Raw genomic sequence first — 25,744 nt, 5'->3', positions numbered from 1 at the left:
CATGGCCGCGACACCCTCGCTTGCGCGGCGTCGGCTCTGCCAGGCGCTGGTGGGCGCGGGCGTGGTGGCGGCGGCGCCCATCCGGGCCGAGACACCGCGCGAGTTGCTGGTGCCCAACGTCACCGGCCTCTACACGGTGAGGGTGGCGCGCATCGAAGTGCCTCGCTCGGCGGTCGAGGTGTCGCGCCTGCTGCGCGCCTGGCCGGGCCGGGTGTCGATCGGCGGTGGCCGCTACAGCATGGGTGGGCAGGTCGCCATCGCCGATGGCTTGCACGTCGACATGCGCGAGATGAAGCAGCTCGTGTGGCTCAAGCCCGAGTCGCTGTGCGTGCGTGTGCAGGCCGGCATGCGCTGGCGTGACCTGCAGGACCTGATCGACCCGCTGGGCCTGGCCGTCAAGACCATGCAGAGCTACGCCAACTTCACCGTCGGCGGCGCGGTGTCGGTCAATGCGCACGGTCGCTACGTCGGCCATGGCGGGGTCGGCCATTCGGTGCGGGCGCTCCAGCTGGTGCTGGCCGATGGTGCGATCGTGGAGGCGGATCGCACGCAGCGGCCCGAGCTCTTCCGGGCCGCGATCGGCGGTTATGGCGCAGTGGGCGCGATCACCGAAGTTGAACTCGATCTCGTGCGCAACCTGCGCATGAAGCGCGTCGTGCAGAAGGTGCCGCTCGAGGCCTATGCCGATTTCTTTCAGCATGCCGTGGCCGGCGACCCCGCCAGCGTGATGCACAACGCTGACCTGCTGCCGCCGCACTTCGACCTGCCGGTGGCGATCACCTGGCGCGAGACCGACGAGCCGCTGACCGAACCGGCGCGCCTGGTGCCGCGCGGCGAGCGTTATGCGCTGGAGCAGAACGTGGTGTGGGCGCTGACCGAGCTGCCGGGGGGCGCGAAGCTGCGCAAGTCCATCCTGCACCCGCTGCTGACCGCCAGCCCCGCGGTGACGTGGCGCAACCACGAGGCCAGCCTCGACGTGGCCGAACTGGAGCCACGCACGCGCAGCCTCTCGACCTACGTGCTGCAGGAGTACTTCATTCCGGTGCGCCACTTGGTGCCCTTTGCGCGCGGCATGGCCCAGGTGCTGCAGAAGCACGACGTGATGGCGCTCAACATCTCGGTGCGGCACTCACCGGCCGATGCCTTGTCGCTGCTGCCCTGGGCCAAGGAGGAGGTGTTCTCCTTCGTGCTCTATTACAAGCAGCGTGTGCATGCGTCGGCGCAAGAGGCCGTCGGCCGCTGGACGCGCGAACTGATCGACCTCGCGCTGGCGCACGATGGTCGCTACTACCTGCCGTACCAGCTCCACGCCACGCAGGCCCAGTTCGACCGCGCCTACCCCGAGGCCGAGCAGCTGCGCGTACTCAAGCGCCGTGTGGACCCGGCCGGCAAACTCACCAACGCGATGTGGGCCCGCTACCTCTGAGCGATCAGCGCGCTGTTGCCCGCCGCCGCACGCAGTCGATGTAGGCATGGCCATCGGGGGGGCGGCCGCTGCGCTGCGACTCCCACATCATCTTGCCTAGGCACTCCATCACTTCGTGCTGCGCCTCGTGCACCGAGCCGAGCCGCGCGGCGAGCAGCTCGTAGGCCTGCTTGATGCCACGCGGCTGGTCGATGCTCACCTGCTCGCTGATCGACAGGTGCATCGACAGGTGCAGAAAAGGGTTGGTGCGGCCGGCGTCCACGTCGTAGACAGCGGCGAGCGCGGCCTCCAGGTCGTCGAGTTCGGCGTGGTACTCGGGGTGTTCGCGGATCCAGTCGGCGGCGACCGTTTCCATTGGCGTCAGCGGCAGGCCGTCGCGGCGCTTGCGGTGGGCGTCGCAGAAGAAGCGGCGCACGTCGTGTTGAGAGGGCGCAAACATGGCCGGATTGTCACGGTTCGCGTGCCACCCAAATATCGAACGGCCGTGCACTTTCTGGGAAAATGGCGGGCTTCCGTCTCTTTGCCTTCCCAAAACCCAAGGACTCCCGACCATGCCCACCCGCCAATTCCTCATGACCGCCGAAAACATCATGGGCGCCGGCTGCCTGCCCGACGCGATGAGCCTGGTGCAGTCGCGGGGCTACCGGCACGCCCTGATCGTGACCGACGCGCCGCTCACCGCGCTCGGCGTCACCGAGAAGGTGGCCTCGCTGTTGCGCGAGCGCGGCGTGGCGGTGACGGTGTTCGACGGCGTGCAGCCCAATCCGACGGTGTCGAACGTGAACGCTGGCCTGGCGGCGCAGCAGCAGGCGGGGGCCGACTGCATCATCTCGCTCGGCGGCGGCTCGCCGCATGACTGCGCCAAGGTGATCGCGGTGCTCGCGACCAACGGCGGCACGGTGATGGACTACCGCGGCGCCGACAAGGTGAACAAGGCGCCGCTCGCGCTGATCGCGATCAACACCACCGCCGGCACGGCCAGCGAGATCACGCGTTTCGCGGTGATCACCGAAGAGACCAGGCACCTGAAGATGAACATCGTCGACCGCCAGCTCGCCCCGCTGATCTCGGTCAACGACCCCGAGCTGATGCGCGGCATGCCCGCGTCGCTGACCGCCGCCACCGGCATGGATGCGCTGACGCACGCCGTCGAGGCCTACGTCTCCAAGCTCGCCACCCCCGTGACCGACGCCTGCGCGCTGCACGCGATCAAGCTGATCGGCCAGTACCTGCCGCGCGCCGTGTCCAACGGCCGCGAAGACATCGAAGCGCGCGAGAACATGACGGCGGCGCAGTTCCTCGCCGGCATGGCGTTCAACAACGCCTTCCTCGGCTACGTTCACGCGATGGCGCACCAGCTGGGTGGCCAGTACAACCTGCCGCACGGGGTGTGCAACGCGCTGCTGCTGCCGCACGTGGAAGCGGCCAACGTGAGCGCCTGTGCGCCGCGCCTGGCCGAGGTGGCTCGCGCGCTGGGGGTGAACACCCTGGACCTGAGCGTGGAGGCCGCGGCGCACGCGGCGGTGAAGGCGATGCACGACCTGGCGCGTGCGGTCGGCATCCCAGCCAAGCTGTCCGAGCTGGGAGTGAAGCGCGAGGATTTCCCGCTGATGGCGGTCAACGCGATGAAAGACGGCTCGGGGGCGACCAACCCGCGCAAGCTGACGCAGCCCGAGATTGAAGCGATCTTCGAAGCGGCGTATTGAGGACGGCCCCTCGGCCGACGAGTACGTCGGCCGATCCCCCGAGGGGATGCGGGCCGGCTTGGGAGCGGCCCGGCGCTCGGCCCGCTTACGCTCTCAAAGCCCGCGTGCTCTTCAACGCAAAGTAGAACCACTCGTTGCCCGGGAGGGCCGCGGGGTTCGGGAACACGATGAAGCCATCAGCCGGCGCGCGCACCTCGGTGCCGTCGGCCCGCGTGCCGATCAGCTCGCCGGCGCGCAGCGGGTCGTAGCTGGCCCAGGCCTTGGCGAAGCGGTCGCCCGGGTCGTGGAGGTCGGTCACCTCGGCCAGTCGCAGGAACTCGATGTCGGTGCGCGCCGGCGGCGGCGCTTCATCGACCAGCCCCAATTGCGCGAGCGTGACGCGGATGGCGCGGTAGCCCACCTCGGGCGCCTTCGGGTCCTGGTGCTGGCCGCATTCGAGCGTGATGGCGTAGCCGCCCTGGCTTCGCATGTATTCGGTGGTGCCCACCCCGTAGCTCGGGTCGGTGCTGAGCATCTGCGCGCGCTGGCTCGGGGCGCTTCGCTGCAGGCGGTTCTTGACGCCGGCGGCGTAGGTGTCGAGCCAGCCTTCGACGATGCGGCGCGGCCCGAGGCGCAGCGCGAGCGCTTCTTCTTCGGCGGCATGCGAGAAGGGTTCGAGCGGGCCGCTGTTGTCGGCCGGGCCGATCATCGCGAAGGGCTGGCCGGCGGTGTGGAAGGAGTGCAGATCCAGCAGCACCTCGTGCTCGGCGAGCAGCGGGCACAGCGCATTGGCGATGCGGTCTTCGTAGTCCTGCGGCGCCCGGTTGGGCCTGAGGTTGCGGTTGAGGTTGCGGTCGCCGGCGCGCTGGCCCCGGGCGTAGGCGAGGGGGTTGGTGATGGGCACGAAGGTCACGCTGCCGCGCACGATCTTGAGGGCTCCGCTGTCGAGTTCGGGGAGGATGCGCTCGATGGCGCGCGTGCCGCAGGTCTCGTTGCCGTGCACGGCGCCGAGCACGATCAGGCGCTTGCCGGGTTGCAATGCGCGGAAGCTGTGGGTTCGCAGGGTGGTCGGGGTCATGGGGTGATTCCTTCGCCGGGCGTCGACGAAGCCTCGGGGCTCCAGCTGCCGGTGCGCAGCTTGCGGGCCTGGGCCTCTTCGCGCTCCTTGGCCCAGAGTTGCTCCAATTGTTGGCGCCCCTGCTTGGCCACGGCGATGAGCTGGTCTTCGTTTTCCTGGTGCAGGCGCATCTCTTCAAGCAGCTCGATGCTGTGCTTGCGGAAGCGCAGCGCGAGGTTGCGCGCCTGGTGCGGCTGCCAGCCGAGCAGTTCCAGCACGCTGCGGCCGCTCATCAGCGCCGAGTCGAGTGTCTCGCGTTCGATCAGGGTCACGCCGCGCTCGCGCAGGCCGTAGTAGTGCGTCACGTTGCGGGCGCGGGCGACGATGTGCAGGTGCGGGAAGTGCTCCTTCGCCATGTCGACGACCTTCAGGCTCTGCTCCACGTCGTCGATGGCCACCACCAGCACGTGCGCCTGGTCGGCGCCGGCGGTGCGCATCAGGTCGAGCCGCGTCGCGTCGCCATAGAAGGCCGGCCAGCCGAAGCGGCGCACGCCTTCGACCTGCTCGGCATCGTGGTCGAGCACGGTGGCGGCGATGCCGTTGGCAAAGATGAGCCGGCCGACGATCTGCCCGTAGCGGCCGAAGCCGGCGATGATCACCGGCGCGTGCTGCGGCTCGTGGATCTCGTCCATCTGCACTTGCTTGTGCTGGGCGAGCCGCGGGATCCACCACTTGTCGGCCGCCACCAGCAGCAGCGGCGTGAGCAGCATCGAGATCGCGACCGCGGCGACCAGCAGCGAGGAGGTGGGCGCGTCGATCACGCCGGCCTGCGCGGCGGTCTGGAACACCACGAAGCCGAACTCGCCACCCTGCGCCAGCAGGATGATGAACACCGGCCGCTCTGGCTTTGGCAGCGGCATCGCACGCCCCATGCCCCACAGCACGCCGGCCTTGAGCGCGAGGAAGGCGAACACGATGGCGGCGATCAGGAGCGGCTGCTGCATCACGACCTTGAAGTCGATGCTCATGCCCACGGCGATGAAGAAGAGGCCGAGCAGCAGGCCCTTGAAAGGCTCGATGTCGGTTTCCAGTTCGCGCCGGTATTCGCTCTCGGCCAGCAGCACGCCGGCGAGGAAGGCGCCGAGCGCCATCGACAGGCCCACCGCCTGCATCAGCGCCGCGGTGGCCACCACCAGCAGCAGCGAGGCGGCGGTGAAGATCTCGGGCGTGTCACTGCGGGCGATCCAGCGCAGGGCGGGGCGCAGCAGCAGGCGCCCACCGAGCACGATGGTCGCGATCACCCCCACTGCCTTGGCGGCGCCGATCCAGGCGTTGCCGTCGGCCTGGCTGGTGCTGGCGGCCAAGAGGGGCACGAGCGCGAGGATGGGGATGGCCGCGATGTCTTGCAGCAGCGCCACGCTGAGCAGGCCCTGCCCGCCGCTCGTGGCCATCAGGTTGCGCTCGGCCAGCACGCCCAGGCCGATGGCGGTCGACGACATGGCCAGGCCGAGCGCGGCCACCGTCGCGATCTGCCACGGCACGCCGGCCACCACGCCCAGGGCCAGCAGCAGTGCCGCAGAGCCGAAGAGCTGCACGCTGCCCCAGCCGAAGATGGGCTTGCGCAGCGACCACAGCCGGCGCGGCTCGAGTTCGAGGCCGACGAGAAAGAGCATCAGCACCACGCCGAACTCGGCGAAGTGCAGCATGTCCTGCGGGTCGGTCACCAGGCGCAGGCCCCAGGGGCCGATCGCGATGCCAGCCGCGAGGTAGCCGATGATGGAGCCGAGCCCGAGTTTCTTGGCCAGGGGCACCGCGAGCACCGCGGCGGCGAGGTAAACCAGGGTACCGGTGAGCCAGCCGCCATGTTCCATCAGGCAGCCTCCAGCGGCAGCGGGGCCACGCTCGGTGGCCGTGCGGACGGGGGCACCTCGCAGGCAAGGCAGGGCTCCAGGCCTTCCAGCTCGGGCCAGTCGGGGTAGCTGGCCAGGCGCTCTCGCAAGGTGTCGGCCTGCGTCTTCAGCTCGGCGGTGCTGGCGCGGTGCGCGCCGTGCAGCACCATCGGCGGCAGGAAGCGCATGCCGCACAGGGTGGCGGTCTGCTCGTACGGCGGCAGGAAGGCGTCGAAGGGGTAGCGGTTGTAGCCGCTCGGGTGGTACGAGTCCTCGGGACCGCCGGTGCTGGCGACGAGCCAGAGGTCCTTGCCCTGCAGCGCGGTGCCACCCGGCCCGTAGGCCCAGCCGTAGGTGAACACCTCGTCGATCCACAGCTTCATCAGCGGGGGCATGTGGTACCAGTGGATGGGGTGCAGCCACACCACGAGCTGCGCGGCGGCCAGCGCGGCCTGCTCGGTGGCCACGTCGATCAGGTAGTCGGGGTAGAGCGCATAGAGGTCGCGCACCTGCGCACGCTCTGCCGAGCTGGCCGCTTCGTGCAGCTGCCGGTTCACGCGCGACAGCTCCATTTGCGGGTGGGCGCTGATCACCAGGATGTCTGTCGCGTCGGCCATGAAATGGTGGGTAAGTCTTGAGGGGGCGTGCAGAAGCGCCCGTTAACATAACCGCAAACAGCGTCTGCGGTGCGGGGCTGCAGGTTCCGCGCCACCCTCAAGGCACATCAAGGGGATAAAAGCATGCCGGTGATCGTGGTCGCCAATCCGAAGGGCGGGGTGGGCAAGAGCACCCTGTCCACCAACATCGCAGGGCTGCTCGCCCACCAGGGGCACGCGGTGATGCTGGGCGATGTGGACCGGCAGCAGTCGGCCCGCACCTGGCTCAAGCTACGCCCCGAGGGTTTGCCCCAGATCACCGGGTGGGACGTGGCGCAGGACGAGATCGTGCGCCCGCCCAAAGGCACGACGCACGTGGTGCTCGACACGCCCGCCGGACTGCACAACAAGCGGCTGGAGCAGGTGATGAAGATCGCCGACAAGGTGATCGTGCCGCTGCAGCCGAGCATCTTCGACATCCACGCCACGCATGCCTTCATCCGCGAGACTCATGGGCAGCCGCCGCAGCGAAAAGGTCCAGATCGGCGTGGTGGGCATGCGCATCCGCGAGGGCACGATTTCGGCTGACCAGCTGCGCAGCTTCCTTGGCACCTTGGAGACGCCCGTGCTCACCTTCCTGCGCGACACTCAAAACTACGTTCACCTGGCCGCACGCGGGCTCACCCTGTGGGACGTGGCGCCGAGCCGGGTCGAGCGTGACCTGGAGCAATGGCAACCCCTCATCACCTGGATCAATGCATGAGAACGTTCGAGAAGATCTCTGACCTGCAACCCCTCGTCGGCCAGGAGCTGGGCGTGAGCGAGTGGATGACGATCACGCAGGAGCAGATCAACAAGTTCGCCGATGCGACCGGCGACCACCAGTGGATCCATATCGACCCCGAGCGGGCCAAGAGCGGTCCCTTCGGCACGACGATCGCCCACGGCTTCCTCACCCTGAGCCTCCTGCCCGAGATGACCGCCAAGGCCTTCCGCGTCAACGAGACGCGCATGGGCGTGAACTACGGCCTCAACAAGGTGCGCTTCCCATCGCCCGTGCCGGCCGGCAGCAAGGTGCGTGGCCGCTTCAAGCTGATTGAGTACATCCCCCTGGAAGGTGGCGCCCAGATGACGGTCGAGTGCACGATGGAGCGCGAAGGCTCCGACAAGCCGGTGTGCGTGGCTGAATCGCTGGCCCGTCGTTACGCGTGAAGCGCTGACACTGCACGCACCTTCCCCATTCGGAGGGTGTGGGTGCGCCCCCCGGCTCGCATACGATGCCGGCTGCAAAAAACCCCGGGGGAAACGATGAAGGTGTTGCTGGTCGATGACCACCCGCTGATCCTGTCTGCGCTGCAGACGGTCATCAAAGGCCTTGGCGACCATGTCAACGTGGTCGGTGCGGGCAGTGGCCGCGCCGCACGCGAGGCCCTGCAGAAAGACGACGATTTCGACCTCGTGCTGCTCGACCTTCAGCTGGGCGACGAAAACGGTTTCGACCTGCTGACCGAGTTCCGCTCCGGCTACCCGGCGTTGCCGGTGGTGGTGGTGTCGGCCTCCGACCGTGCGAGCGACGTCATCCGCTCCATTGACCTCGGCGCCATGGGTTTCGTGCCCAAGCGCGCGACGAACGAGACCCTCTTCGAGGCGCTGCACGTCGTGATGTCGGGCGGCATCTATGTGCCCACGATGAGCATGTCGAGCGAGTCCCCCGTGACCGGCCGGCGCCGCACCGATGCGACCCCGACGGCCCCCGGCCCGCTCAACGTGGTCAGCCAGGAGGCGAGCCAGGCTGGCTTCCAGAAGCAGCCGAGCCTGGCGTCGCTCGGGCTCACGCCGCGCCAGACCGACGTGCTGGCCCTGCTGCTCAAGGGCCACCCCAACAAGCTGATCGCCCGCGAACTCGGCCTCTCGGTCGAGACGGTCAAGGACCACGTGGCCGCCGTGCTGCGTGCGCTCAACGTGAGTTCGCGCACCCAGGCCGTGCTGGCGGTGGGCCAGATGATCCAGCAGCACGGCGACTTCTCGGTCTTGCGCAACGGCCACGCCACCTGACATGCAGTTTGCCCAGAGCCCGGAAAAATCCGCGCCACTGGGCGAGGTGCAGGGCGGCGGTGCGGGCTTCGACCCGGCCACCCGCGCGATGTTCGACGACCAGGCCTCTGCCGAACGGGTGGTCGACATCTACGCCTACCTGCCCATCACCACGGTCGCGATGGTCGTGGGCGTCCTGGTCACCGTCTCGCAGTTCTGGTCGATCGTCCCGCGAGCGGGCATGGTCGCGTGGCTCGTCGCCCTGGGCCTGTTGGGCGTGGTGCGTTCCTTCATGTACCGTGGCTTCAAGAAGCGCCGCAGCAACGAGTCCGCCGCGCTTCTGCGCTGGTACCAGGCCTGGCGCGGGACCACGCTCGTGGCCGGGTGCCTGTGGGGCATTGCCGCCTGGTTCTTCTACCCCTATGGCGGTGCCAGCGAGCGGCTGATCCTCATCCTCACGATCTACAGCTACTGCATGGCGGGGATGCAGATCCTTTCGCCCCAGCACAACACCTTCTACGAGTTCTGCGCGTTGTGCCTCACGCCGCTGGTGGTGCGGGTGGCGCTGCCCGGCGACACGACGGACCTGATGCTTGCGGCCTATCTGCTCGTGATCTTTGGCATCACCATCATGCTGGCGCGCCTGTACCGCCGCAACAACGAAGGCCTGGTGCAGATCAAGGTGCGGCTCGACCAGCTGACGCTGCAGCTGCGCGCCGAGAAGGCCGCGGCCGAAGCGGCCCGGCAGGAGGCCGAGGTGGCCAATCGCGCCAAGACCCAGTTCTTTGCCGCGGCCAGCCACGACCTGCGCCAGCCCCTGCATGCGATGGGCCTCTTCGCCGAAGCGCTGCGCCAGCGCAGCCACGACGAAGAGGTGACCCAGCTCGTGGCCAGCATCAACGGCTCGGTCGACGCGCTGGAGGGCCTCTTCTCCGAGCTGCTCGACATCACCCGCATCGACACCGGCGGCGTCGACGTGACGCCCGAGCATTTCAATGTGGGTGACATCTTCCGCAAGCTGCGCCTGCATTTCGAGCCGGTCGCCTTCGAGAAAGGCCTCGCGTTGCGCTTCCGCGGCGCGCAGCACAACCTCTATGCCGACCCGGTGCTGGTGGAGCGTGTGCTGCGCAACCTGGTGTCCAACGCCATCCGCTACACCAACGACGGCACCGTGCTCGTGAGTTGCCGCCGCCGCAACGGGCGCCTGATGCTGCAGGTGTGGGACACCGGTGTCGGCATCCGCGAGCGCGAGCAAGAGCACATCTTCGAAGAGTTCTACCAGGTGCCCTACAGCGAGGCGCTCAGCCCGCAGCAGCGCAAGGGCCTGGGCCTCGGCCTCGCGATTGTCAAACGCCTGGCGGGCTTGATGCAGTCGCCGCTGAGCCTGCGCTCGGTGCCGGGGCGCGGCTCGGTGTTTTCGTTCGAGTTGCCTCCGGGCAAGGCACCGCGTGTTCGCGAGCCGAGCGACGTGCGCGGCAAGCTGCCCATCGGCCTCACACTCGACCACCGCTTCATCGTCGTCGTGGAAGACGAGCCTGCGGTGCGGGGCGGCCTCGAGGTGCTTCTGCGAGGCTGGGGGGCGCGGGTGGCGTCGTTCGAGACGGCCCAGGAAAGCTGCGCGTGGGCGCAGAACGCCGACCCGACCAGCGAATGCCCCGACCTGCTGATCGTCGACTACCGCTTGGAGCAGGGTCACACCGGCATCCAGGTGATCGATGCGCTGCGGTCGCGCTTCGGCCGCACGGTGCCCGCCATCATGGTCACCGGCTCGACCATGACGCAGCACGATGGCGAAGCCGCCGAGCACGACTTCCATCTGCTGATCAAGCCGGTGGTGCCCAACAAGCTGCGGGCGATGATCGGCTTCAAGCTTGGCGTGCGCTCGGCCTCGGCTTGAGGCCGTCCGCCTTCAGGCGGCGGCTGCAGGCCGGAGCGGCCGGCGGAGATAGACCTCCATCTGGTGGCCTTTGCCGAGCAGGCTTGCCGGCAGGTTCAGCATCTCGGTGCCCAGCTTGATCAGCCGGTACACCCACCGGCGCGTTTCGCCCTGTTCCTTGAGCTTGACCGAGTGTGTGTCCACGCGGGCGACCTCCAGGCCAACGCGCGGGGCCAGCACCTTGAGCGACTCCGGCGAAAAGAAGTTCACATGGCCCACATGGCTGTTGAGGAAGTCCCAGCGGCCCTTGCGGATCATGCGTGTCCAGCTGTTCGCGTTGCCGGTGCCGATCAGCAGCACGCCTTGCGGCTTGAGCAGGCGTGCGCATTCGGCGATGAGGGCGTATGAGTCGGGCACATGCTCGATCACTTCGTAGAGGGTGATGGCGTCGAAGCGGGCGTCTTCGTACGTCACGTCGGCGAGGAAGCCGCAGTGCAGATTCAGCCCCCTTTTCCTGCCGTCGATGATGGCCAGCTCGGCGGTGTCGACACCTTCGGCCTCGAATCCGAAGGCCTGCGCCGCTGCCACGACGGCGCCGTTGGAGCAGCCGACGTCGAGCAGTCGCATGCCGGCACAAGGCCGCCCGACGAGTTTCGAGATGAGCTGGAAGTCGCGCTTGCGGCGGCGCTGGAAGCGTGCGGTATCGCGCGGAGAGGGCCAGGTGCCTTCGTAGCGGTCCCACTCCTTGTTGGCTTCGTGCAGATGACCGGCATCGCAGGCGGACACGAATTGCCCGCAAGCGTTGCAGCGGTTCAGCTCACCCCCGGGAACCACCAGCCCCGATGGCACCAATGGCTCGGGACACTGGTTGGGGCACTTCTCGATCAACGCGGGCATGTGCCCTCCCTGTGGCTTGTTCCCTCTGCGCGGCACTCTAGCGCGCAAAAGACAAAAGACCGTTCGGGAGAACGCCGAGTTCAGAACTCCAGGTTGTCGATCAGGCGCGTGGTGCCGAGTCGGGCGGCTCCCAGCACGACCAGAGGGCCTGCCGCGTCGGCCTCCGTGGGCGGCTGCAGGTCGCTGCGCCTGCGCACGGTGAGGTAGTCAGGCTGCCAGCCGCGCGCCGCCAGGCGCGCGCAGGCGTCGGCTTCGAGCGTGGCCAGGGCGACCGGCTGGGCCCGGTAGGCGTTGGCGAGTTGTCGCAGGGCCTGGCTCAGGGCCAGGGCTTCGCTCAACTCCGCCGTGCTCAGGTAGCCGTTGCGCGACGAGAGCGCGAGGCCCTGGTCGGAACGGCGCGTCTCGCCACCTTCGATGGTGATGGGTAGCGCGAACTGCTCGACCATGCGGCGGATCACCATCAGCTGCTGGTAGTCCTTCTTGCCGAAGACGGCCACCTTGGGCTGCACGATGGTGAATAGCTTCATCACCACCGTCGCCACGCCGACGAAGAAGCCGGGTCGGAAGTGGCCTTCGAGGATGTCGGCCAGCGCCGGGTCGGGGTGCACCTTGTACGTTTGCGCTTGCGGGTACATCTCGCGCTCGTCGGGCGCGAAGACGAGGTCGCAGCCGGCGCCTTGCAACAGTTCGGCGTCTCGCTGCAGCGTGCGCGGGTAACGGTCGAAGTCTTCATGCGGCGCAAACTGCAGCCGGTTGACGAAGATGCTCGCCACCACCGGCAGGCCGTGAGCCTTGGCCTGGCGCACGAGCGCAAGGTGGCCCTCGTGCAGGTTGCCCATCGTGGGCACGAAAGCACAGGACTGCGGGCCCGGCAAGGCGGCGCGCAGTTCGGCGATGGTGTGCAGGACCTTCATCTCGTGATTGCTCAGTAGCCGTGGGTGGCGTCGTCGGGGAAGCTGCGCGATTTCACCGCAGCCACATAGGCTTCGATAGCCGCCTTGATGCTCGGGGCCCCATCCATGAAGTTGCGCACGAAGCGCGGCAGCTTGCCCTGCGTGACGTTGAGCATGTCGTGCAGCACCAGCACCTGGCCCGAGCAAGCACTGCTGGCGCCGATGCCGATGGTGGCCATCGCGACGCTCTGGGTGATCTCTTTCGCGAGCGCAGCGGGCACGAGCTCGAGCACGCACATCGCCGCGCCCGCGTCCGATAGCTCCTTGGCGTGCTGCTTGAGCGTGGCCGCGCCATCGGCGCTCTTGCCCTGGATGCGGTAGCCGCCGATCGCGTGCACCGACTGCGGCGTGAGGCCGAGGTGTGCACACACCGGCACACCGCGCTCGACGAGGAAGCGCACCGTCTCGGTCGTCCAGCCGCCCCCTTCGAGCTTGACCATCTGCGCGCCGGCCTGCATCAGCACGGTGGCGCTGCGCATCGCCTGCTCTTTCGATTCCTGGTAGCTGCCGAAGGGCATGTCGCCCAGCACGAAGGCGTTGCGATTGCCCGCCTGCACGCTGCGGATGTGGTACGCGGTTTCTTCCAGCGTGACCGGCAGCGTGCTGCTGCGGCCTTGCAGGACCATGCCGAGCGAGTCGCCGATCAGGAGGGTGTCGACACCGGCCGCGTCGAGCAGCTTGGCGAAGCTCGCGTCGTAGCAGGTGAGCATGGTGATGGGCTCACCGGCAGCCTGCATTTCGCGGATGCGATGCAGCGTGACGGGCTTGCGCTCTTTCGGCGCCGCCGTGCCGCTGCCGTACAGCGATTGCTCGGCGCCGCTCATGAGGTGGTCATCCCGAGCTTGGCCAGCAGTTCCTGGTCGGCCTGCACATCGGGGTTGCCGGTGGTGAGCAGCTTGTCGCCGTAGAAGATGGAATTGGCGCCGGCCATGAAGCACAGGGCCTGCACGGCTTCGCCCAGCTGCTGGCGGCCGGCCGACAGGCGCACGCGCGACTTCGGCATGGTGATGCGGGCGACGGCGATGGTGCGCACGAATTCGAGCGGGTCGAGCTTCTCGCTGCCATGCAGCGGCGTGCCGGGCACCTGCACCAGGTTGTTGATGGGCACCGACTCGGGGTACGGATCCATGTTGGCGAGTTCGGCGACGAGTGCGGCGCGCTGGGTGCGCGTCTCGCCCATGCCGACGATGCCGCCACAGCAGACCTTCACGCCGGCGCCGCGCACGCGCTGCAGGGTGTCGAGCCGGTCCTGGAACTGGCGGGTGCTGATGATGTCGCCGTACTTGTCGGGCGCGGTGTCGATGTTGTGGTTGTAGTAGTCGAGGCCGGCCTGCTGCAGCGTCTCGGCGTGGCCGTCTTCCAGCATGCCGAGCGTGGCGCAGGTTTCCAGGCCCAGCGACTTCACGGCGCTGACGAGTTCGGCCACTTTCTCGATGTCGCGGTCTTTCGGCGAGCGCCAGGCGGCGCCCATGCAGAAGCGGGTGGCACCGGCGGCTTGCGCGCGTTTGGCCGCGTCGAGCACGGCGTCGCAGTCCATGATCTTGGTGGCTTCGACACCGGTGTCGTAGCGCGCGGCCTGCGGGCAGTAGCTGCAGTCTTCAGGGCAGCCGCCGGTCTTGATCGACAGCAGGGTCGACAGCTGCACCTCGGTCGGGTCGAAATGCTCACGGTGCACGGTCTGCGCACGGTGCATCAGCTCGGTGAAGGGCAGGTCGAAAAGCGCCTCGATCTCGGCCGCCGTCCAGCGGCTGGCAGCCGCTGGCGCGGCGGGCTTGCGAGGGTGGACGCGGACGGCGGTTTCTTGCATGCGAGAGCTCATGTGGGTGAGTACGGCCGGCAGTCTAACCAGATGCGCCCACCAGGGTGGTGCGTCGCAACAATCGGTTCAGGCCGGTTGGTAGGCCAGGCGGACGTAGATGGGGGCGAAGGCTTCGGCCTGGGTGACTTCGAGCAGGTGCTCACGGGCCAGTTCCAGCATGGCGATGAAGGTGACCACCAGCACCTGCGGCCCGCGGTTCAGCTCGAACAGGTCTTCGAAGAGGGCAAAGCGGCGGCCCTGCAGGCGGCGCAGCACGATGCTCATGTGCTCGCGCACCGACAGCTGCTCGCGGGTGATGGTGTGGTGCTGGTTGAGCTTGGCGCGCTTCAGGATGTCTTGCCAGGCGGCGCGCAGCTCGTCGACGTTGACGTCGGGGAAGCGGGGGGTGAGCGACTGTTCGATCACCACCTGCGCCCGCAGGAAATCGCGGCCCAGTACCGGCAGCGCGTCGAGCCGCGCGGCGGCGAGCTTGATCTGCTCGTACTCCAGCAGGCGGCGCACCAGCTCGGCTCGTGGGTCTTCCGGCTCCTCGCCCTCTGCCACCTTCTTCGGCGGCAGCAGCATGCGCGACTTGATCTCGATCAGCATCGCCGCCATCAGCAGGTACTCGCTGGCGAGTTCGAGGTTGGTCTTGCGGATCTGCTCGACGTAGGCGAGGTACTGGCGCGTGACGCTGGCCAGCGGGATGTCGAGGATGTTGAAGTTCTGCTTGCGGATCAGGTAGAGCAGCAGGTCGAGCGGGCCTTCGAAGGCTTCGAGGAAGACCTCCAGCGCATCGGGCGGGATGTACAGATCCTGCGGCAGCTGAAAGAGCGGCTCGCCATACAGGCGCGCCACGGCGATGTGGTCCACCACTTGTGGAACCACCGCTGCGTCGGGCGCCTCGTCGGGCGCCATGATCTCGGAATCCACGCGAAGCGCCTCAGCCCGGCACCCGGCCGTCCGAAGCCGGGCTGGGCCCCCTCGGGGGGCAGGAGCGGAGCGACGTGGGGGTCGTCATCCCTAGCGCTTGGTCGGTGTCTGGTACACGTACGGCTGCTGCGGCACCCGGGCGTCGCGGTACTCGGCCTGGGCTTCGCGGTCGATCGGCTTGTCCCACAACAGGGCACGGCCTCGGCGCTGCTCTTCTTCGAGGGTGGGGCGTTGGGCCTTCAGCTCCTCGATGAACGAGGTGATCTCGGACTTGTATGGCTTCCAGAACAGCGGCATGGCGGTCGGGGCGCCAGGGGGGCGCCGGAGTGAAGCCGGGATTTTAAGCGCTCGGGATGAGCCGGCCGTCCGTCAGGCTTCCACCCGCTTGACCTGGCTGGCACGCCGCAGGAAGTCGTTGGGATGGCCGACCATCCAGCGGGCGAGCTGGTCCAGCAGCTCCGAGCCGACGTCGCGGGCCGGGAATTCGGCTGTCACCGTCTCCAGGCTGTCGAAGTTGTTGAGCTGGAAGCGCACCACGCCCTGGTCATGGTCGGGCAGCAGGCGGGCAATCAGGGTCACGTCGGCCTTGAAGGTGAAGATCACCTCTTCGAGCCGGCCGTTGTCGGGGTTGCGAACCCATTTGGTGTCGGGCGTGATGCCGGCCTGACGCAGGCGCGATTCCAGGCGCTCGATCTCCGGCGGGAAGTCCTTGCGCATGGTGAGCGTGCGGCCCGTCTTCTGCACCGCGTGGATCACCACGTGGTCATGGACCTCCTGGTCACGAAGCTGCTTGCGGCGGGCGTCGACCTGGAAATCGCTGCGCTGGAGGTTGTCGAGGGCGGTGACCTTGTCGAGCGAGAAGCGGATCGGCGGCACGGGCTGCAGCACGTTGAGCTGCTGGGCGAGGTCGAACCAGTATTGCCACACCGTCTTGCAGGCGCCTTCGACGAGTGCGGCGTTGCGTGCGAGCAGGGCCAGGTCTTCGCTGCTCTGTGTCTTGAGCGCATCGGCCTGGCGCTTGAGGTCGTTCAGGAAACTCATCAGTGTTTTCTCCCGCGCGGCAGGATAGCTCAGCGCGTCGGTGAAATGGCCCGTGACAAGGCCCCCCAAGGTGGGTGGCGATGTTGTCCAGGCCCAGCTCGGCATCGAAGCCGGAGCGCCGCACCAGCTCGCGTGGCTGCTCGTTCAGGTCGCACAGGATCAGGCGGATTCCCTCCCGCTGCAGGGCCTTGTGCAGCTGCATCAGGGCATCGAGGCCGGAGTTGTCGATCGAGACGAGCTGGTGCATCTCGAGCACCACGGCGTGGGTTCCGGCAGGCAGCTGCTGCGCGATCGTTTCGACCTTGCCGACGGCGCCGAAGAAGAGCGTGCCGTAGAGGCGGATGACCTGCACGCCGGGTGGGCTGTCGGGGGCCGGGCTGGCGCGAAAGAGCGTGCTCATGCGGTAGATGAAGAAGCCGCAGGCCAGCACCAGGCCCACCTGCACCGCCACCGTGAGGTCGAAGATCACCGTCAACAGGAACGTGCCGAGCAGCACGGTGCGGTAGGGCACGCTGAAGCGGCGCAGGCGCGCGAACTCGTGCCACTCGCCCATGTTCCAGGCGGCGAAGAGCACGATGCCGGCCAGCACCGCCAGCGGCACGTTGACCGCGAGCGGCGCGGCCACCAGCACGATGATCAGCAAGGTGAACGCGTGAACGATCCCGGCCACGGGTGTCTTGGCGCCGGCGCGGATGCTCGTGACCGTGCGGGCGATGGTGCCGGTCACGGGGATGCCGCCGAAGAAGGGCACGACCATGTTGGCCACGCCCTGGGCCATCAGCTCCTGGTTGGGGTCGTGGCGCGGCGGCTCGGTGAGGTTGTCGGCGATGCGCGCGCACAGGAGCGACTCCACCCCACCCAGCAGCGCGATGGTGATCGTCGGGATGACGAGTTCCTTGGCGCTGGCCCAGCTGAACGGCGGCAGCTCCAGCGTGGGCAGGCTCTGCGGAATGCCGCCGAAGCGGGAGCCGATCGTGTCCACCGGAAGCTGCAGCCACCACGCGAGCGCCGACAGCAGCACGAGCGCGACGATGGGCCCCGGCACGCGCGAGGCACTTCGCAGCGTGTGCCCTTCGAGCAGGTGCGTGGGCAGCAGCGAGCCCTGGGCGAAGAGGCGGGGCCAGAAGAAGAGCATCAAGACCGTCGCAGCGCCGAGGCCGAGCGCATGCGGGTTGAGCGTGTGCAGGTGGGTGGCCAGCATGTGCACCTGCGAGAAAAAGTCGCTGGGCAGCTTGTCGATCGTGAGACCGAGCAGGTCCTTGACCTGCGAGAAGGCGATCAGCACGGCGATGCCGTTGGTGAAGCCGATCACGATGGTGACCGGGATGTAGCGCACCAGCGCCCCGAGCTTGAAGAACCCGAGCGCGAACATGAGCATGCCGGCCAGCGCCGTGGCAATCAGCAGGTTGGTGAGACCGTAGCGCTGCACGATGCCGTAGACGATCACGATGAACGCCCCGGCCGGCCCGCCGATCTGCACGCGCGAGCCCCCGAGCAGCGAGACGAGCAGCCCGCCGATGATGGCCGTGAACAGACCTTGCTCGGGCTTCACGCCCGAGGCAATGGCAAATGCCATCGCCAGCGGCAGGGCGACCACGCCGACGGTGATGCCGGCGCCGAGGTCAGCGAAGAAGTGCCGCCTGTCGTAGCCCTTCAGGGCATCGAGCAGGCGCGGTCGGAATGGATGTGGTTGCAAGGGCATGGGGCCTCCGTGGCAATGGGGGACAGATCGGTCGATCCATCCCCGGGAGGTCCCGCGTGCTGCTTGCGCGCGAGGTAGCGCCGCCGGCGCGACAGCTGGCACACGCGAGGGTCGGCGGCCGGCCGGTGGCACATGGGCGCAAGAGCCTCAGCGGACGCGCAGCCCCGGCGTGGCGCCGGGCCAGGGTTCGAGCACGTACAGGCCCGGGTTGTTCTTTTCATCGGCGTGCGATGCCGCAAGAACCATGCCTTCGCTGACGCCGAACTTCATCTTGCGCGGCGCGAGGTTGGCCACCATCACGGTGAACTTGCCTTCGAGCTGCTCGGGCTTGTAGGCGCTCTTGATGCCGCTGAAGACGTTGCGCGTCTTGCCCTCACCGACGTCGAGCGTGAGTCGCAGCAACTTGTCGGAGCCTTCCACATGTTCGGCCTTCACGATCTTGGCGATGCGCAGGTCGACCTTCGCGAAATCGTCGATGCCGATCTCGGCGGCCAGCGGCTCGCCACCCGGCGCGGGCGGGGCCGCCGGGGCAGGCGCCTCGAAGAGCGCGTCGAGCAGCTTCGGGTCCACACGCTGCATCAGGTGCTGGTACTCGCCGATGGCGTGCGAGCCCAGCGCGCGTGCCGCATCGGCAAAGTCCAGGGGCTTCACCCGCAGGAAGGCCTCGACCCTTGCCGCGAGTGCCGGCAGCACCGGCTTCAGGTAGATCGTGAGCAGGCGGAAGGCTTCGATGCAGACGGTGCACACGTCGTGCAGCACCTCGTCCTTGCCTTGCTGCTTGGCCAGCTCCCAGGGCTTGTTCTGGTCGACGTATTCGTTCACGCGATCGGCCAGCAGCATGATCTCGCGCAGCGCCTTGCCGAGTTCTCGCTCTTCGTACAGCTCGACGATGGTGTTGCGGTGCGCACGCAGGCCATCGAGCAGCGCACGGCCCTCGACGCCGATGTCGGCCGACAGGTGCCCCTCGAAACGCTTGGTGATGAAGCCGGCGGCGCGGCTCGCGATGTTGATGTACTTGCCGACCAGGTCGCTGTTGACGCGGGCGACGAAGTCTTCCGGGTTGAACTCCACGTCTTCGACTCGCGCATTGAGCTTGGCCGCAAGGTAGTAGCGCAGCCACTCGGCGTTCATGCCCAGTTGCAGGTACTTGAGCGGCGACAGGCCCGTGCCGCGGCTCTTGCTCATCTTCTCTCCGCCGAGCGACAGGAAGCCGTGCACGTTGATGTGCGTCGGCGTCTTGCGGCCGCTGAAGTGCAGCATCGCCGGCCAGAAGAGGGTGTGGAAGGTGATGATGTCCTTGCCGATGAAGTGCACCTGCTCGACGTCCGGGTCGGCCATGAAGGCTTCGAAGTCGCGGCCGGTCTTGTCGAAGAGGTTCTTCAGCGAGGCGAGGTAGCCCACCGGCGCATCGAGCCACACGTAGAAGTACTTGCCCGGCGCATCGGGGATCTCGATGCCGAAGTAGGGCGCATCGCGGCTGATGTCCCAGTCGGCCAGGCCCACGTGGCCGTGCTCGTCGACGGTGAACCACTCCTTGATCTTGTTGAGCACCTCGGGCTGCAGGCGGCCGGCGGTGGTGGTCCAGTCCTTCAGGAATTCGATGCAACGGTCGGACGAGAGCTGGAAGAAGTAGTGCGAGCTGCTCTTGAGCACCGGCGTGGCACCGCTCAGCGCCGAGTACGGGTTCTTGAGTTCCGTGGGCGAATACACGGCGCCGCACACCTCGCAGTTGTCGCCGTACTGGTCCTTCGCGCCGCACTTCGGGCACTCGCCCTTGATGTAGCGGTCGGGCAGGAACATGCTCTTGACGGGGTCGAAGAACTGCTCGATCACCCGCTCGGCGATCAGGCCCTGCTTGCGCAACGCGCGGTAGATGTCTTGCGCGAGCGTGTGGTTCTCGGGCCCGTCGGTCGAGTGCCAGTTGTCGAAGCCGATGTGGAAGCCGTCGAGGTACTGCTTGCGGCCCGCGGCGATCTCGGCCACGAACTGCTGCGGCGTCTTGCCCGCCTTCTCGGCCGCGATCATGATCGGCGCGCCGTGCGCGTCATCCGCGCAGACGAAGTGCACCTCGTGGCCCAGCATGCGCTGCGCCCGCACCCAGATGTCGGCCTGGATGTACTCCATCATGTGCCCGATGTGGAAGGGCGCATTGGCGTAGGGCAGGGCGGTGGTGACGAAGAGCTTGCGGGTCATCGGGGGCCAGAGGGGGAACGGCAGAGCGCACGATTCTAGGCCTGCCACCCTCGGGGGCGAGGCCCTGCGCTAGACTGCCCTTCGCCTCTCTTCTTCCCTGTTGCCCACACCCATGCCTGCCACCGAAGCCGCGCTGCTCGACGCGCTGAAATCCGTCATCGACCCCAATACCGGCAAGGACTTCGTGAGCACCAAGCAGCTCAAGAACCTGCAGCTGTCGGGCAACGCGGTGAGCTTCGACGTGGAACTGGGCTACCCGGCGAAGAGCCAGGTCGCGGGCCTCGCGCACGCGCTGACGCTCGCCGCACGTGGCGTGCCCGGCATCGACACGGTGACGCCCAGGATCACCACCAAGGTCGTGGCCCACGCCGTGCAGCGTGGCGTGCAGCTGTTGCCCAACGTCAAGAACATCGTCGCTGTCGCCTCCGGGAAGGGCGGCGTGGGCAAGAGCACCACCGCGGTCAATCTGGCCCTGGCCCTCGCCGCCGAAGGCGCCAGCGTGGGCGTGCTCGATGCCGACATCTACGGCCCCAGCCAGCCGACGATGCTGGGCGTGGAAGGCCGCCCCGACAGCGCCGACGGCAAGACCATGGAGCCGAAGGAAAACCACGGCGTGCAGGTGATGTCGATCGGCTTCCTGGTGGAGCCCGACAACGCGATGATCTGGCGCGGCCCGATGGCCACACAGGCCCTCGACCAGCTGCTGCGCCAGACCAACTGGCGCGACCTCGACTACCTCATCGTCGACATGCCACCCGGCACCGGCGACATCGCCCTCACGCTCGCGCAGCGGGTGCCGCTCACCGGCGCAGTGGTGGTGACCACGCCGCAAGACATCGCGCTCATCGATGCGGTGCGCGGCATCCGCATGTTCGAGAAGGTGGGCGTGCCCATCCTCGGCCTGGTGGAGAACATGGCCATGCACGTGTGCTCCAACTGCGGCCATGTCGAGCACATCTTCGGCGCCGACGGCGGCAAGAAGATGGCGGCTGAACTCAAGATCGACTACCTGGGCGCCATGCCCTTGTCGATGGGCATCCGCCAGCAGGCCGACTCGGGCACGCCGACGGTGGTGGCCGAACCCGAGGGTGAGATCGCCGCGCTCTACAAGTCGATGGCGCGCCAGGTGGCGGTGAAGATCGCGCAGCGCACGAAGGACTTCTCCTCCAAGTTCCCGACCATCACCGTGTCGAAGAACACCTGAGGCCGTTCAGGGAACGAAGGGCTCGAAGAGCGGCGGCATCCTGATCTCGATGCCGTCTTGCCGGCCCCGCCGCTGCAGGTCGGCCATCACCGCCTCGAAGTCGTCGATCAGGTAGGGTGTGGCCTGAAGCGGGCGATCGAGCGGCAGGGTGAAGTCGTCCCAATGGATCGGGATCACGCGCCTGGCGCCCGTGGGCTTCACCGTCTCGGCCCAGTAGGCCGCGCGGTAGGCCTCGTCCTTCTTGCCCAGCGTGCCGGTGCCGAGGAATACCGTGTCGGCGCGCACATGGGCCAGCGCCCCCGGCACGATGCCGGCGCTGCCCTGTACGAGGAAGCTGCGGCCCGACGCGTGCGTGACCGCGAGCGACCAGACCTCGCCCTCGCGCCAGCGCAACACATGCGCCGGCAGCGTGAGCGGCTCGGTGATGGGGTCGTTGCCGTGGCCGCTGCTGTAGGGCGTGGGGCTGTGGCGGCTGGCGATGAAGCGCAGGGTGAACTTGCCGAGCTGCAGCGTGTCGCCCGCCTTCACGATGCGCATCTGCGAATCGGCGAGGCCGGAGCCGCGGCCGATCTGCCGCATCGACTCGCCACCCACCAGCAGGGCGCCGGTGCGCTGTGCGACGAGTGGGGCGTCCATCGCGTGGTCGTAATGGGCATGCACCGGGATCACGGCCGCGAGCCGGGTGACGCCGAGCCGGCGCAGGCTCTGGTCGATGACGCTGGCATCGGGCCCGATGCGTCCGAAGAGCGTGCGCAGCGCGGGTGGCCGCGAGAAGAAGCCATCGGTCATCCACACCGTCTCGCCGTCGTCGAAGACGAGCGTGGTGACACCGGCAAAACGCACGCGCACGCCGCCCGTGGCCTCGGCCGACGCGGGCAGCGTGAGCGACTGGTAGGGCGCGAGTGACGGCCGGCGGTTGAACTGCACCACCACGAAGCTCGCCACCAGCAGCAACGCTGCCAGCAGGGCGACGAGGAGCCGCGTCAGCACGCGGCCGATCACCGGTGCGCAGGGGTGGAGAGGTCGCGCAGCACGGTCGGGCCGGTGCGGCGTTCGATCTCGTCGAGCAGCGGCTTGCCCCAGCCCAGCGCGAACATCGCCTCGCCGGTGACGAACATCGGCCCGACCAGGAGGCCGATCAGGTCGTCGACGAACGCCGGCTTGCGGCCCTCGTAGTAGTGGCCGATGAACTGGATCACCCAGCCGACGACGAAGCTGCCAAGGCCCCAGGCGAGCCATGCGGCGGTGCTGCCCGGCGCCAGGCTGTGCGCGAGCAGGATGAGGATGCCGTTGGTGACGCTCACGCCCGCGCCGAGCGCAAGGTTGCCGCGGGTCAGGTACCACACGGTCGAGGCGACCCAGAACAGCCACGCCGGGGTGACCGGGAAGCCGCCCAGGTTGAAGAGTTCGGGCCGCGAGAGCAGCACGCCGACCGAGAACACGATCAGCGGGATGCCGACGAAATGGGTGGCGATGTTGCGGCGGTCGCGGTGGTACGCGGCGTACTGGACCATCAGCTCGGTGGCGTTGCGCATGGCTGTCTCCATCGGTGTGTTGTGGGGGCGATGCTAGTGCGTTGGAGTGCGGTGCGACTGTCAAAATTCCGACATTCCCATGCGCAGCTCTATCACCACCGCCTCCGAGGCCTTGCAGGCCGCCTTGCGCACCGACGCGTGGTTCGGCGCCTGTGCGCCGAGCCTGCAGGAGGCCCTGCTTCGCCTGGGTCGTGCTGGGCAATTAGCCGCCGGTGAGCGCCTCTTCACGCGCGGAGCCTCGGCCGAGGGGCTCTGCTGTGTGACGGCAGGCGCGCTGCGGGTGGGATCGCTGCAGCCCGACGGCAGCGAGACCCTGCTCGGCTACGTGGAGCCCTACCAGTGGTTCGGCGAGATCTCGCTGCTCGACGGCCTGCCGCGCACCCATGATGCGGTGGCCGACGGCGACACCACGGTGTGGCAGGTGCCCCAGACCGAGCTGCGTGCCTGGCTCGATGCAAATCCCGCCCACTGGCAGGACGTGGCACGCCTTGCCTGCGCCAAGCTGCGCATCGCGTTCACCATGCTGGAAGACATCGCCCACCTGCCGCTGGAGCAGCGCCTGGCCAAGCGCCTGTGGTGGGTGGCGCATGGCAACGGCACGCGGCCCGATGCGCCGCGCCGCCAGCTGCGGCTGCCGCAGGAGCAGCTGGCGCTGATGCTGGGCGTGAGTCGCCAGAGCGCCAACAAGGCGCTGCGCGCGCTCGAAGACAAAGGGGTGCTGAAGCTGCGTTACGGCGCGATCGAGCTGGTGGACGTGGCGACGCTCGCCCGCGCCGCCGGCCTGGCCTGACGCGACTGCAGATTCAGGCCGGGTGGGCCAGGTCGCGCAGGTGCGTGGGGCCGGCGCGACGCTCGATCTCGGCGAGCATCGGCTTGTTCCAGCCCATCGAGAACAAGGCTTCGGCCATGACGAACATCGGCCCGACGAGGAGCCCGAAGATGTCGTCGACGAAGGCCGGCTTGCGGCCCTCGTAGTAGTGCCCGAGGAATTGCATCGCCCAGCCGATGAGGAAGCTGCCCGCGCCCCAGGCCAGCCAGCTCGCGACGCCGCCACCGGCCACGCCGTGGGCCAGGGCCACCAGGGCGCCCATTGCGAGGGTGACCGCCACGCTGAGCGTCAGCGGGCCGCGGCGGCTCAGGTACCACGCTCCGGCGAAGCAGAAGGCCACCCAGGCGGCGGTGACGTCGAGCCGCGGCAACGTGAGGTGCAGGCGCGCCAGCAGCACGCCGATGCCGAAGACGATCAGCGGGATGCCCACAAAATGGGTGACGATGTTGCGCTGGTCGCGGTGGTAATGGGCGTACTGCACCAGAAGGTCCAGCGTGCTGCGATGTGCATTCATGACGGGTCTCCGCAAGGGCGGGCGTTGGATCACATTCTGGAGCGGGCTGCGGCCCGTGTGAACATGGTAGTTACACAGGGACGGATGGTGTCACCAGGATGAAACCGTTGCACGAGGAAGCTGAGCAAAACCGCACCAAGATGAACACATTGAGGCGCTGGGGCGTCGCCACCGTGCGCAGCGCGTTCTGCCTGCCGCCCACGCTGTCGGGCCTGCGCATCGGGCCGGTCGGCCTCGTCGCCTTGACGCTGCTGCTGTTGGCAGGCGGTGTGGCGCTGCAGCGGCTGTACCTGCCGGGCCCGGCGCAGTTCTACTGGGAATCGATGGGCGGCGGATGGTTGGCCACGCTGCTGCTTGTGCTGGCCTGCTGGATGGCCGCCCGCGGTGCCGGCGACGGCGAGGGCGGTGCGGTGGTACTGCTCGCCCTGCTGTGGCTGCAGCAAATGCTGATCTCGTGGCCGCTCTGGGCGGCATACCTCGTGATGCAGCGCTGGGCGCCGGCACGTGACCTTCCCCTCGCGGAAGGTGTTTTGCAGGTCCTGCCCTGGGTGCCGATGGGGTGGGTGGCGCTGGCCGCCGCCGTGCTGCTGGCGCGTCATGCCGGCCACGTGGCGCTGCGGGCCGCCGTGGTCACCGTGGTGGCGGCCGCGGCGCTCACGAGCCTCTACCTGCCTCGCGGTGCGTACTGGTACCCCGACGTCACCGCCGCGGCCGCCGGCGAGGCCGAAGACAAACGCCTGCAGCTCACCCAGGAGGTGCTGGAGGCCCAGTCGGCCAGCGTCGTGTCGACCTTGCAGGCGCTGCAGCCGCAACGTCCCGGGGTGGCCGATGTCTACGCCATCACCTTTGCACCGTATGCGGGCGAAGAGGTGTTCCGCCGCGAGAGCCGGCTCGTCAACGAGCTGATGCAGGAGCGTTTCGACGCCCGCGGCCGCACGCTCTCGCTCATCAACCACGCCGACACCGCCGCCGAGCTGCCCTGGGCCACCGGCCTCAACCTGCGCCGGGCCATCGGGCACATGGCCAGCCTGATGGACCGCGACGAAGACGTGCTCTTCATCCACCTCACGTCGCACGGCGCCCGCAACGGGCAGCTCGCGGCCCAGTTCGAACCGCTCGAGGTCGACGAGATCACGCCCGACAAGCTGCGCGCCTGGCTCGACGAGGCCGGCGTGCGCTGGCGGGTGCTGTCGGTGTCGGCCTGCTACTCGGGCTCGTGGCTGCCCGCGCTCGCCGACCCCGGCACGCTCACGATGACGGCGGCCGACGCCACCCACACCTCCTACGGCTGCGGCCGTGGCTCCGAACTGACCTACTTCGGCCGCGCGATGTATGCCGAGCAGCTGCGCCGCACGCGCTCCTTCGAGCAGGCGCATGCGCAGGCTCGCGAGGTGATCGCCCGGCGTGAAAAGGAGGCCGGCAAGACCGACGGCTATTCCAACCCGCAGATCCAGGTGGGCGAAGCCATTCGCCCGAAGCTTGCCGAGCTGGCAGGCCGGCTGGATGCTGCAGCGCAGTAGGCCGAGCGGCCGCCTCCCTACAATCGAGCCCCTTCCCTCCGACACAACGACAGGCGCGAGAC

Annotated in this window: 23 protein-coding genes and 2 pseudogenes; 9 read left to right on the top strand and 16 right to left on the bottom strand. The window is 68.1% G+C overall.

The window, feature by feature from the left end; translation table 11 throughout:
- Window position 1: 1 nt before the first annotated feature.
- On the top strand, window positions 2-1,426 hold the full coding sequence (locus tag LRS03_RS11425; RefSeq protein WP_257825549.1) for an FAD-binding oxidoreductase: 1,425 nt from the start codon (window positions 2-4) through the stop codon (window positions 1,424-1,426).
- Between the two features lie 4 nt (window positions 1,427-1,430).
- Here LRS03_RS11425 and LRS03_RS11420 read toward each other — a convergent pair whose 3' ends face one another.
- Complete coding sequence (locus LRS03_RS11420) at window positions 1,431-1,865, bottom strand: DUF1841 family protein (protein WP_257825548.1); 435 nt, start codon at window positions 1,863-1,865, stop codon at window positions 1,431-1,433.
- Between the two features lie 112 nt (window positions 1,866-1,977).
- Between LRS03_RS11420 and LRS03_RS11415 the strand changes: the two genes are divergently transcribed.
- Window positions 1,978-3,132, top strand: a complete 1,155-nt coding sequence (locus tag LRS03_RS11415; protein ID WP_257825547.1) for an iron-containing alcohol dehydrogenase — start codon at window positions 1,978-1,980, stop codon at window positions 3,130-3,132.
- A gap of 85 nt (window positions 3,133-3,217) precedes the next feature.
- Here LRS03_RS11415 and LRS03_RS11410 read toward each other — a convergent pair whose 3' ends face one another.
- From LRS03_RS11410 to kefF, 3 genes are read right to left on the bottom strand one after another with little or no spacing between them, the layout of a single operon-like run.
- Window positions 3,218-4,189 (bottom strand): M14 family metallopeptidase, encoded by a 972-nt coding sequence (locus LRS03_RS11410; protein ID WP_257825546.1) that lies wholly within the window; start codon window positions 4,187-4,189, stop codon window positions 3,218-3,220.
- Window positions 4,186-6,039, bottom strand: a complete 1,854-nt coding sequence (gene kefC, locus LRS03_RS11405; RefSeq protein ID WP_257825545.1) for a glutathione-regulated potassium-efflux system protein KefC — start codon at window positions 6,037-6,039, stop codon at window positions 4,186-4,188. The genes LRS03_RS11410 and kefC overlap by 4 nt, the downstream gene beginning before the upstream one ends.
- The gene (gene kefF, locus LRS03_RS11400) at window positions 6,039-6,674 is read right to left on the bottom strand and encodes a glutathione-regulated potassium-efflux system oxidoreductase KefF (protein WP_257825544.1); all 636 of its coding nucleotides are present in this window, start codon (window positions 6,672-6,674) and stop codon (window positions 6,039-6,041) included. Before kefF ends, kefC begins: the two co-directional genes overlap by 1 nt.
- 123 nt (window positions 6,675-6,797) lie before the next feature.
- Here kefF and LRS03_RS11395 point away from each other — a divergent pair.
- The 4 genes and pseudogenes from LRS03_RS11395 to LRS03_RS11380 all read left to right on the top strand — a co-directional run bounded on the left by LRS03_RS11395 (window position 6,798) and on the right by LRS03_RS11380 (window position 10,584).
- Window positions 6,798-7,416, top strand: a pseudogene (locus LRS03_RS11395) (nucleotide-binding protein).
- On the top strand, window positions 7,413-7,865 hold the full coding sequence (locus tag LRS03_RS11390) for a MaoC family dehydratase (protein WP_257825543.1): 453 nt from the start codon (window positions 7,413-7,415) through the stop codon (window positions 7,863-7,865). The pseudogene LRS03_RS11395 and the gene LRS03_RS11390 overlap by 4 nt, the downstream one beginning before the upstream one ends.
- Window positions 7,866-7,961: 96 nt before the next feature.
- Window positions 7,962-8,708 (top strand): response regulator, encoded by a 747-nt coding sequence (locus LRS03_RS11385; protein ID WP_257825542.1) that lies wholly within the window; start codon window positions 7,962-7,964, stop codon window positions 8,706-8,708.
- Between the two features lies 1 nt (window position 8,709).
- On the top strand, window positions 8,710-10,584 hold the full coding sequence (locus tag LRS03_RS11380) for an ATP-binding protein (protein ID WP_257825541.1): 1,875 nt from the start codon (window positions 8,710-8,712) through the stop codon (window positions 10,582-10,584).
- 12 nt (window positions 10,585-10,596) lie between these two features.
- Here the strand turns inward: LRS03_RS11380 and LRS03_RS11375 are convergent, their stop codons facing one another.
- The 9 genes and pseudogenes from LRS03_RS11375 to metG all read right to left on the bottom strand — a co-directional run bounded on the left by LRS03_RS11375 (window position 10,597) and on the right by metG (window position 20,080).
- Window positions 10,597-11,460 carry a class I SAM-dependent methyltransferase gene (locus LRS03_RS11375; RefSeq protein WP_257825540.1) on the bottom strand — a complete coding sequence of 288 codons (864 nt, stop codon included), beginning with the start codon at window positions 11,458-11,460 and terminating at the stop codon, window positions 10,597-10,599.
- Window positions 11,461-11,540: 80 nt separating this feature from the next.
- Window positions 11,541-12,374: a pantoate--beta-alanine ligase gene (gene panC / locus LRS03_RS11370; protein WP_257825539.1), complete on the bottom strand. Its 834-nt coding sequence runs from the start codon at window positions 12,372-12,374 to the stop codon at window positions 11,541-11,543.
- An 11-nt stretch (window positions 12,375-12,385) separates the two neighbouring features.
- Window positions 12,386-13,237, bottom strand: coding sequence for a 3-methyl-2-oxobutanoate hydroxymethyltransferase (gene panB, locus LRS03_RS11365; RefSeq protein ID WP_257825538.1), 852 nt, complete (start codon window positions 13,235-13,237; stop codon window positions 12,386-12,388).
- Window positions 13,234-14,220 carry a biotin synthase BioB gene (bioB, locus tag LRS03_RS11360; RefSeq protein WP_257825537.1) on the bottom strand — a complete coding sequence of 329 codons (987 nt, stop codon included), beginning with the start codon at window positions 14,218-14,220 and terminating at the stop codon, window positions 13,234-13,236. Before bioB ends, panB begins: the two co-directional genes overlap by 4 nt.
- Window positions 14,221-14,298: 78 nt before the next feature.
- A complete protein-coding gene (locus LRS03_RS11355; RefSeq protein ID WP_257829489.1) occupies window positions 14,299-15,129 on the bottom strand; it encodes a segregation and condensation protein A in 831 nt (276 codons plus the stop codon).
- Between the two features lie 105 nt (window positions 15,130-15,234).
- Window positions 15,235-15,441: a DUF3460 family protein gene (locus LRS03_RS11350; RefSeq protein ID WP_257825536.1), complete on the bottom strand. Its 207-nt coding sequence runs from the start codon at window positions 15,439-15,441 to the stop codon at window positions 15,235-15,237.
- 72 nt (window positions 15,442-15,513) lie between these two features.
- Window positions 15,514-16,032, bottom strand: a complete 519-nt coding sequence (locus LRS03_RS11345) for a hypothetical protein (protein WP_257825535.1) — start codon at window positions 16,030-16,032, stop codon at window positions 15,514-15,516.
- A 226-nt stretch (window positions 16,033-16,258) separates the two neighbouring features.
- Window positions 16,259-17,887: pseudogene (locus LRS03_RS11340) on the bottom strand (SulP family inorganic anion transporter); the annotation flags it as partial.
- Between the two features lie 147 nt (window positions 17,888-18,034).
- Window positions 18,035-20,080 (bottom strand): methionine--tRNA ligase, encoded by a 2,046-nt coding sequence (metG, locus tag LRS03_RS11335; RefSeq protein WP_257825533.1) that lies wholly within the window; start codon window positions 20,078-20,080, stop codon window positions 18,035-18,037.
- Window positions 20,081-20,192: 112 nt separating this feature from the next.
- Between metG and apbC the strand changes: the two genes are divergently transcribed.
- On the top strand, window positions 20,193-21,284 hold the full coding sequence (apbC, locus tag LRS03_RS11330; protein WP_257825532.1) for an iron-sulfur cluster carrier protein ApbC: 1,092 nt from the start codon (window positions 20,193-20,195) through the stop codon (window positions 21,282-21,284).
- Between the two features lie 6 nt (window positions 21,285-21,290).
- Here the strand turns inward: apbC and LRS03_RS11325 are convergent, their stop codons facing one another.
- Window positions 21,291-22,274 (bottom strand): MBL fold metallo-hydrolase, encoded by a 984-nt coding sequence (locus LRS03_RS11325; RefSeq protein ID WP_257825531.1) that lies wholly within the window; start codon window positions 22,272-22,274, stop codon window positions 21,291-21,293.
- 8 nt (window positions 22,275-22,282) lie between these two features.
- Complete coding sequence (locus LRS03_RS11320; protein WP_257825530.1) at window positions 22,283-22,819, bottom strand: Mpo1 family 2-hydroxy fatty acid dioxygenase; 537 nt, start codon at window positions 22,817-22,819, stop codon at window positions 22,283-22,285.
- A 79-nt stretch (window positions 22,820-22,898) separates the two neighbouring features.
- Here LRS03_RS11320 and LRS03_RS11315 point away from each other — a divergent pair, with 79 nt between their 5' ends.
- Window positions 22,899-23,609, top strand: coding sequence for a Crp/Fnr family transcriptional regulator (locus tag LRS03_RS11315; RefSeq protein ID WP_257825529.1), 711 nt, complete (start codon window positions 22,899-22,901; stop codon window positions 23,607-23,609).
- 13 nt (window positions 23,610-23,622) lie between these two features.
- Here LRS03_RS11315 and LRS03_RS11310 read toward each other — a convergent pair whose 3' ends face one another.
- Entirely contained in the window at window positions 23,623-24,162 is a 540-nt protein-coding gene (locus tag LRS03_RS11310) for an Mpo1 family 2-hydroxy fatty acid dioxygenase (protein WP_257825528.1), read from the bottom strand.
- A 140-nt stretch (window positions 24,163-24,302) separates the two neighbouring features.
- Here LRS03_RS11310 and LRS03_RS11305 point away from each other — a divergent pair, with 140 nt between their 5' ends.
- The gene (locus tag LRS03_RS11305; RefSeq protein WP_257825527.1) at window positions 24,303-25,682 is read left to right on the top strand and encodes a C13 family peptidase; all 1,380 of its coding nucleotides are present in this window, start codon (window positions 24,303-24,305) and stop codon (window positions 25,680-25,682) included.
- The last annotated feature ends 62 nt before the right edge of the window (window positions 25,683-25,744 follow it).

It is taken from the genome of Rhizobacter sp. J219 (genome assembly GCF_024700055.1).
GTDB lineage: Bacteria > Pseudomonadota > Gammaproteobacteria > Burkholderiales > Burkholderiaceae_C > Rhizobacter.
Note: the sequence above shows the minus strand (reverse complement) of the source record. Positions and strands in the feature narration are given on the sequence as shown.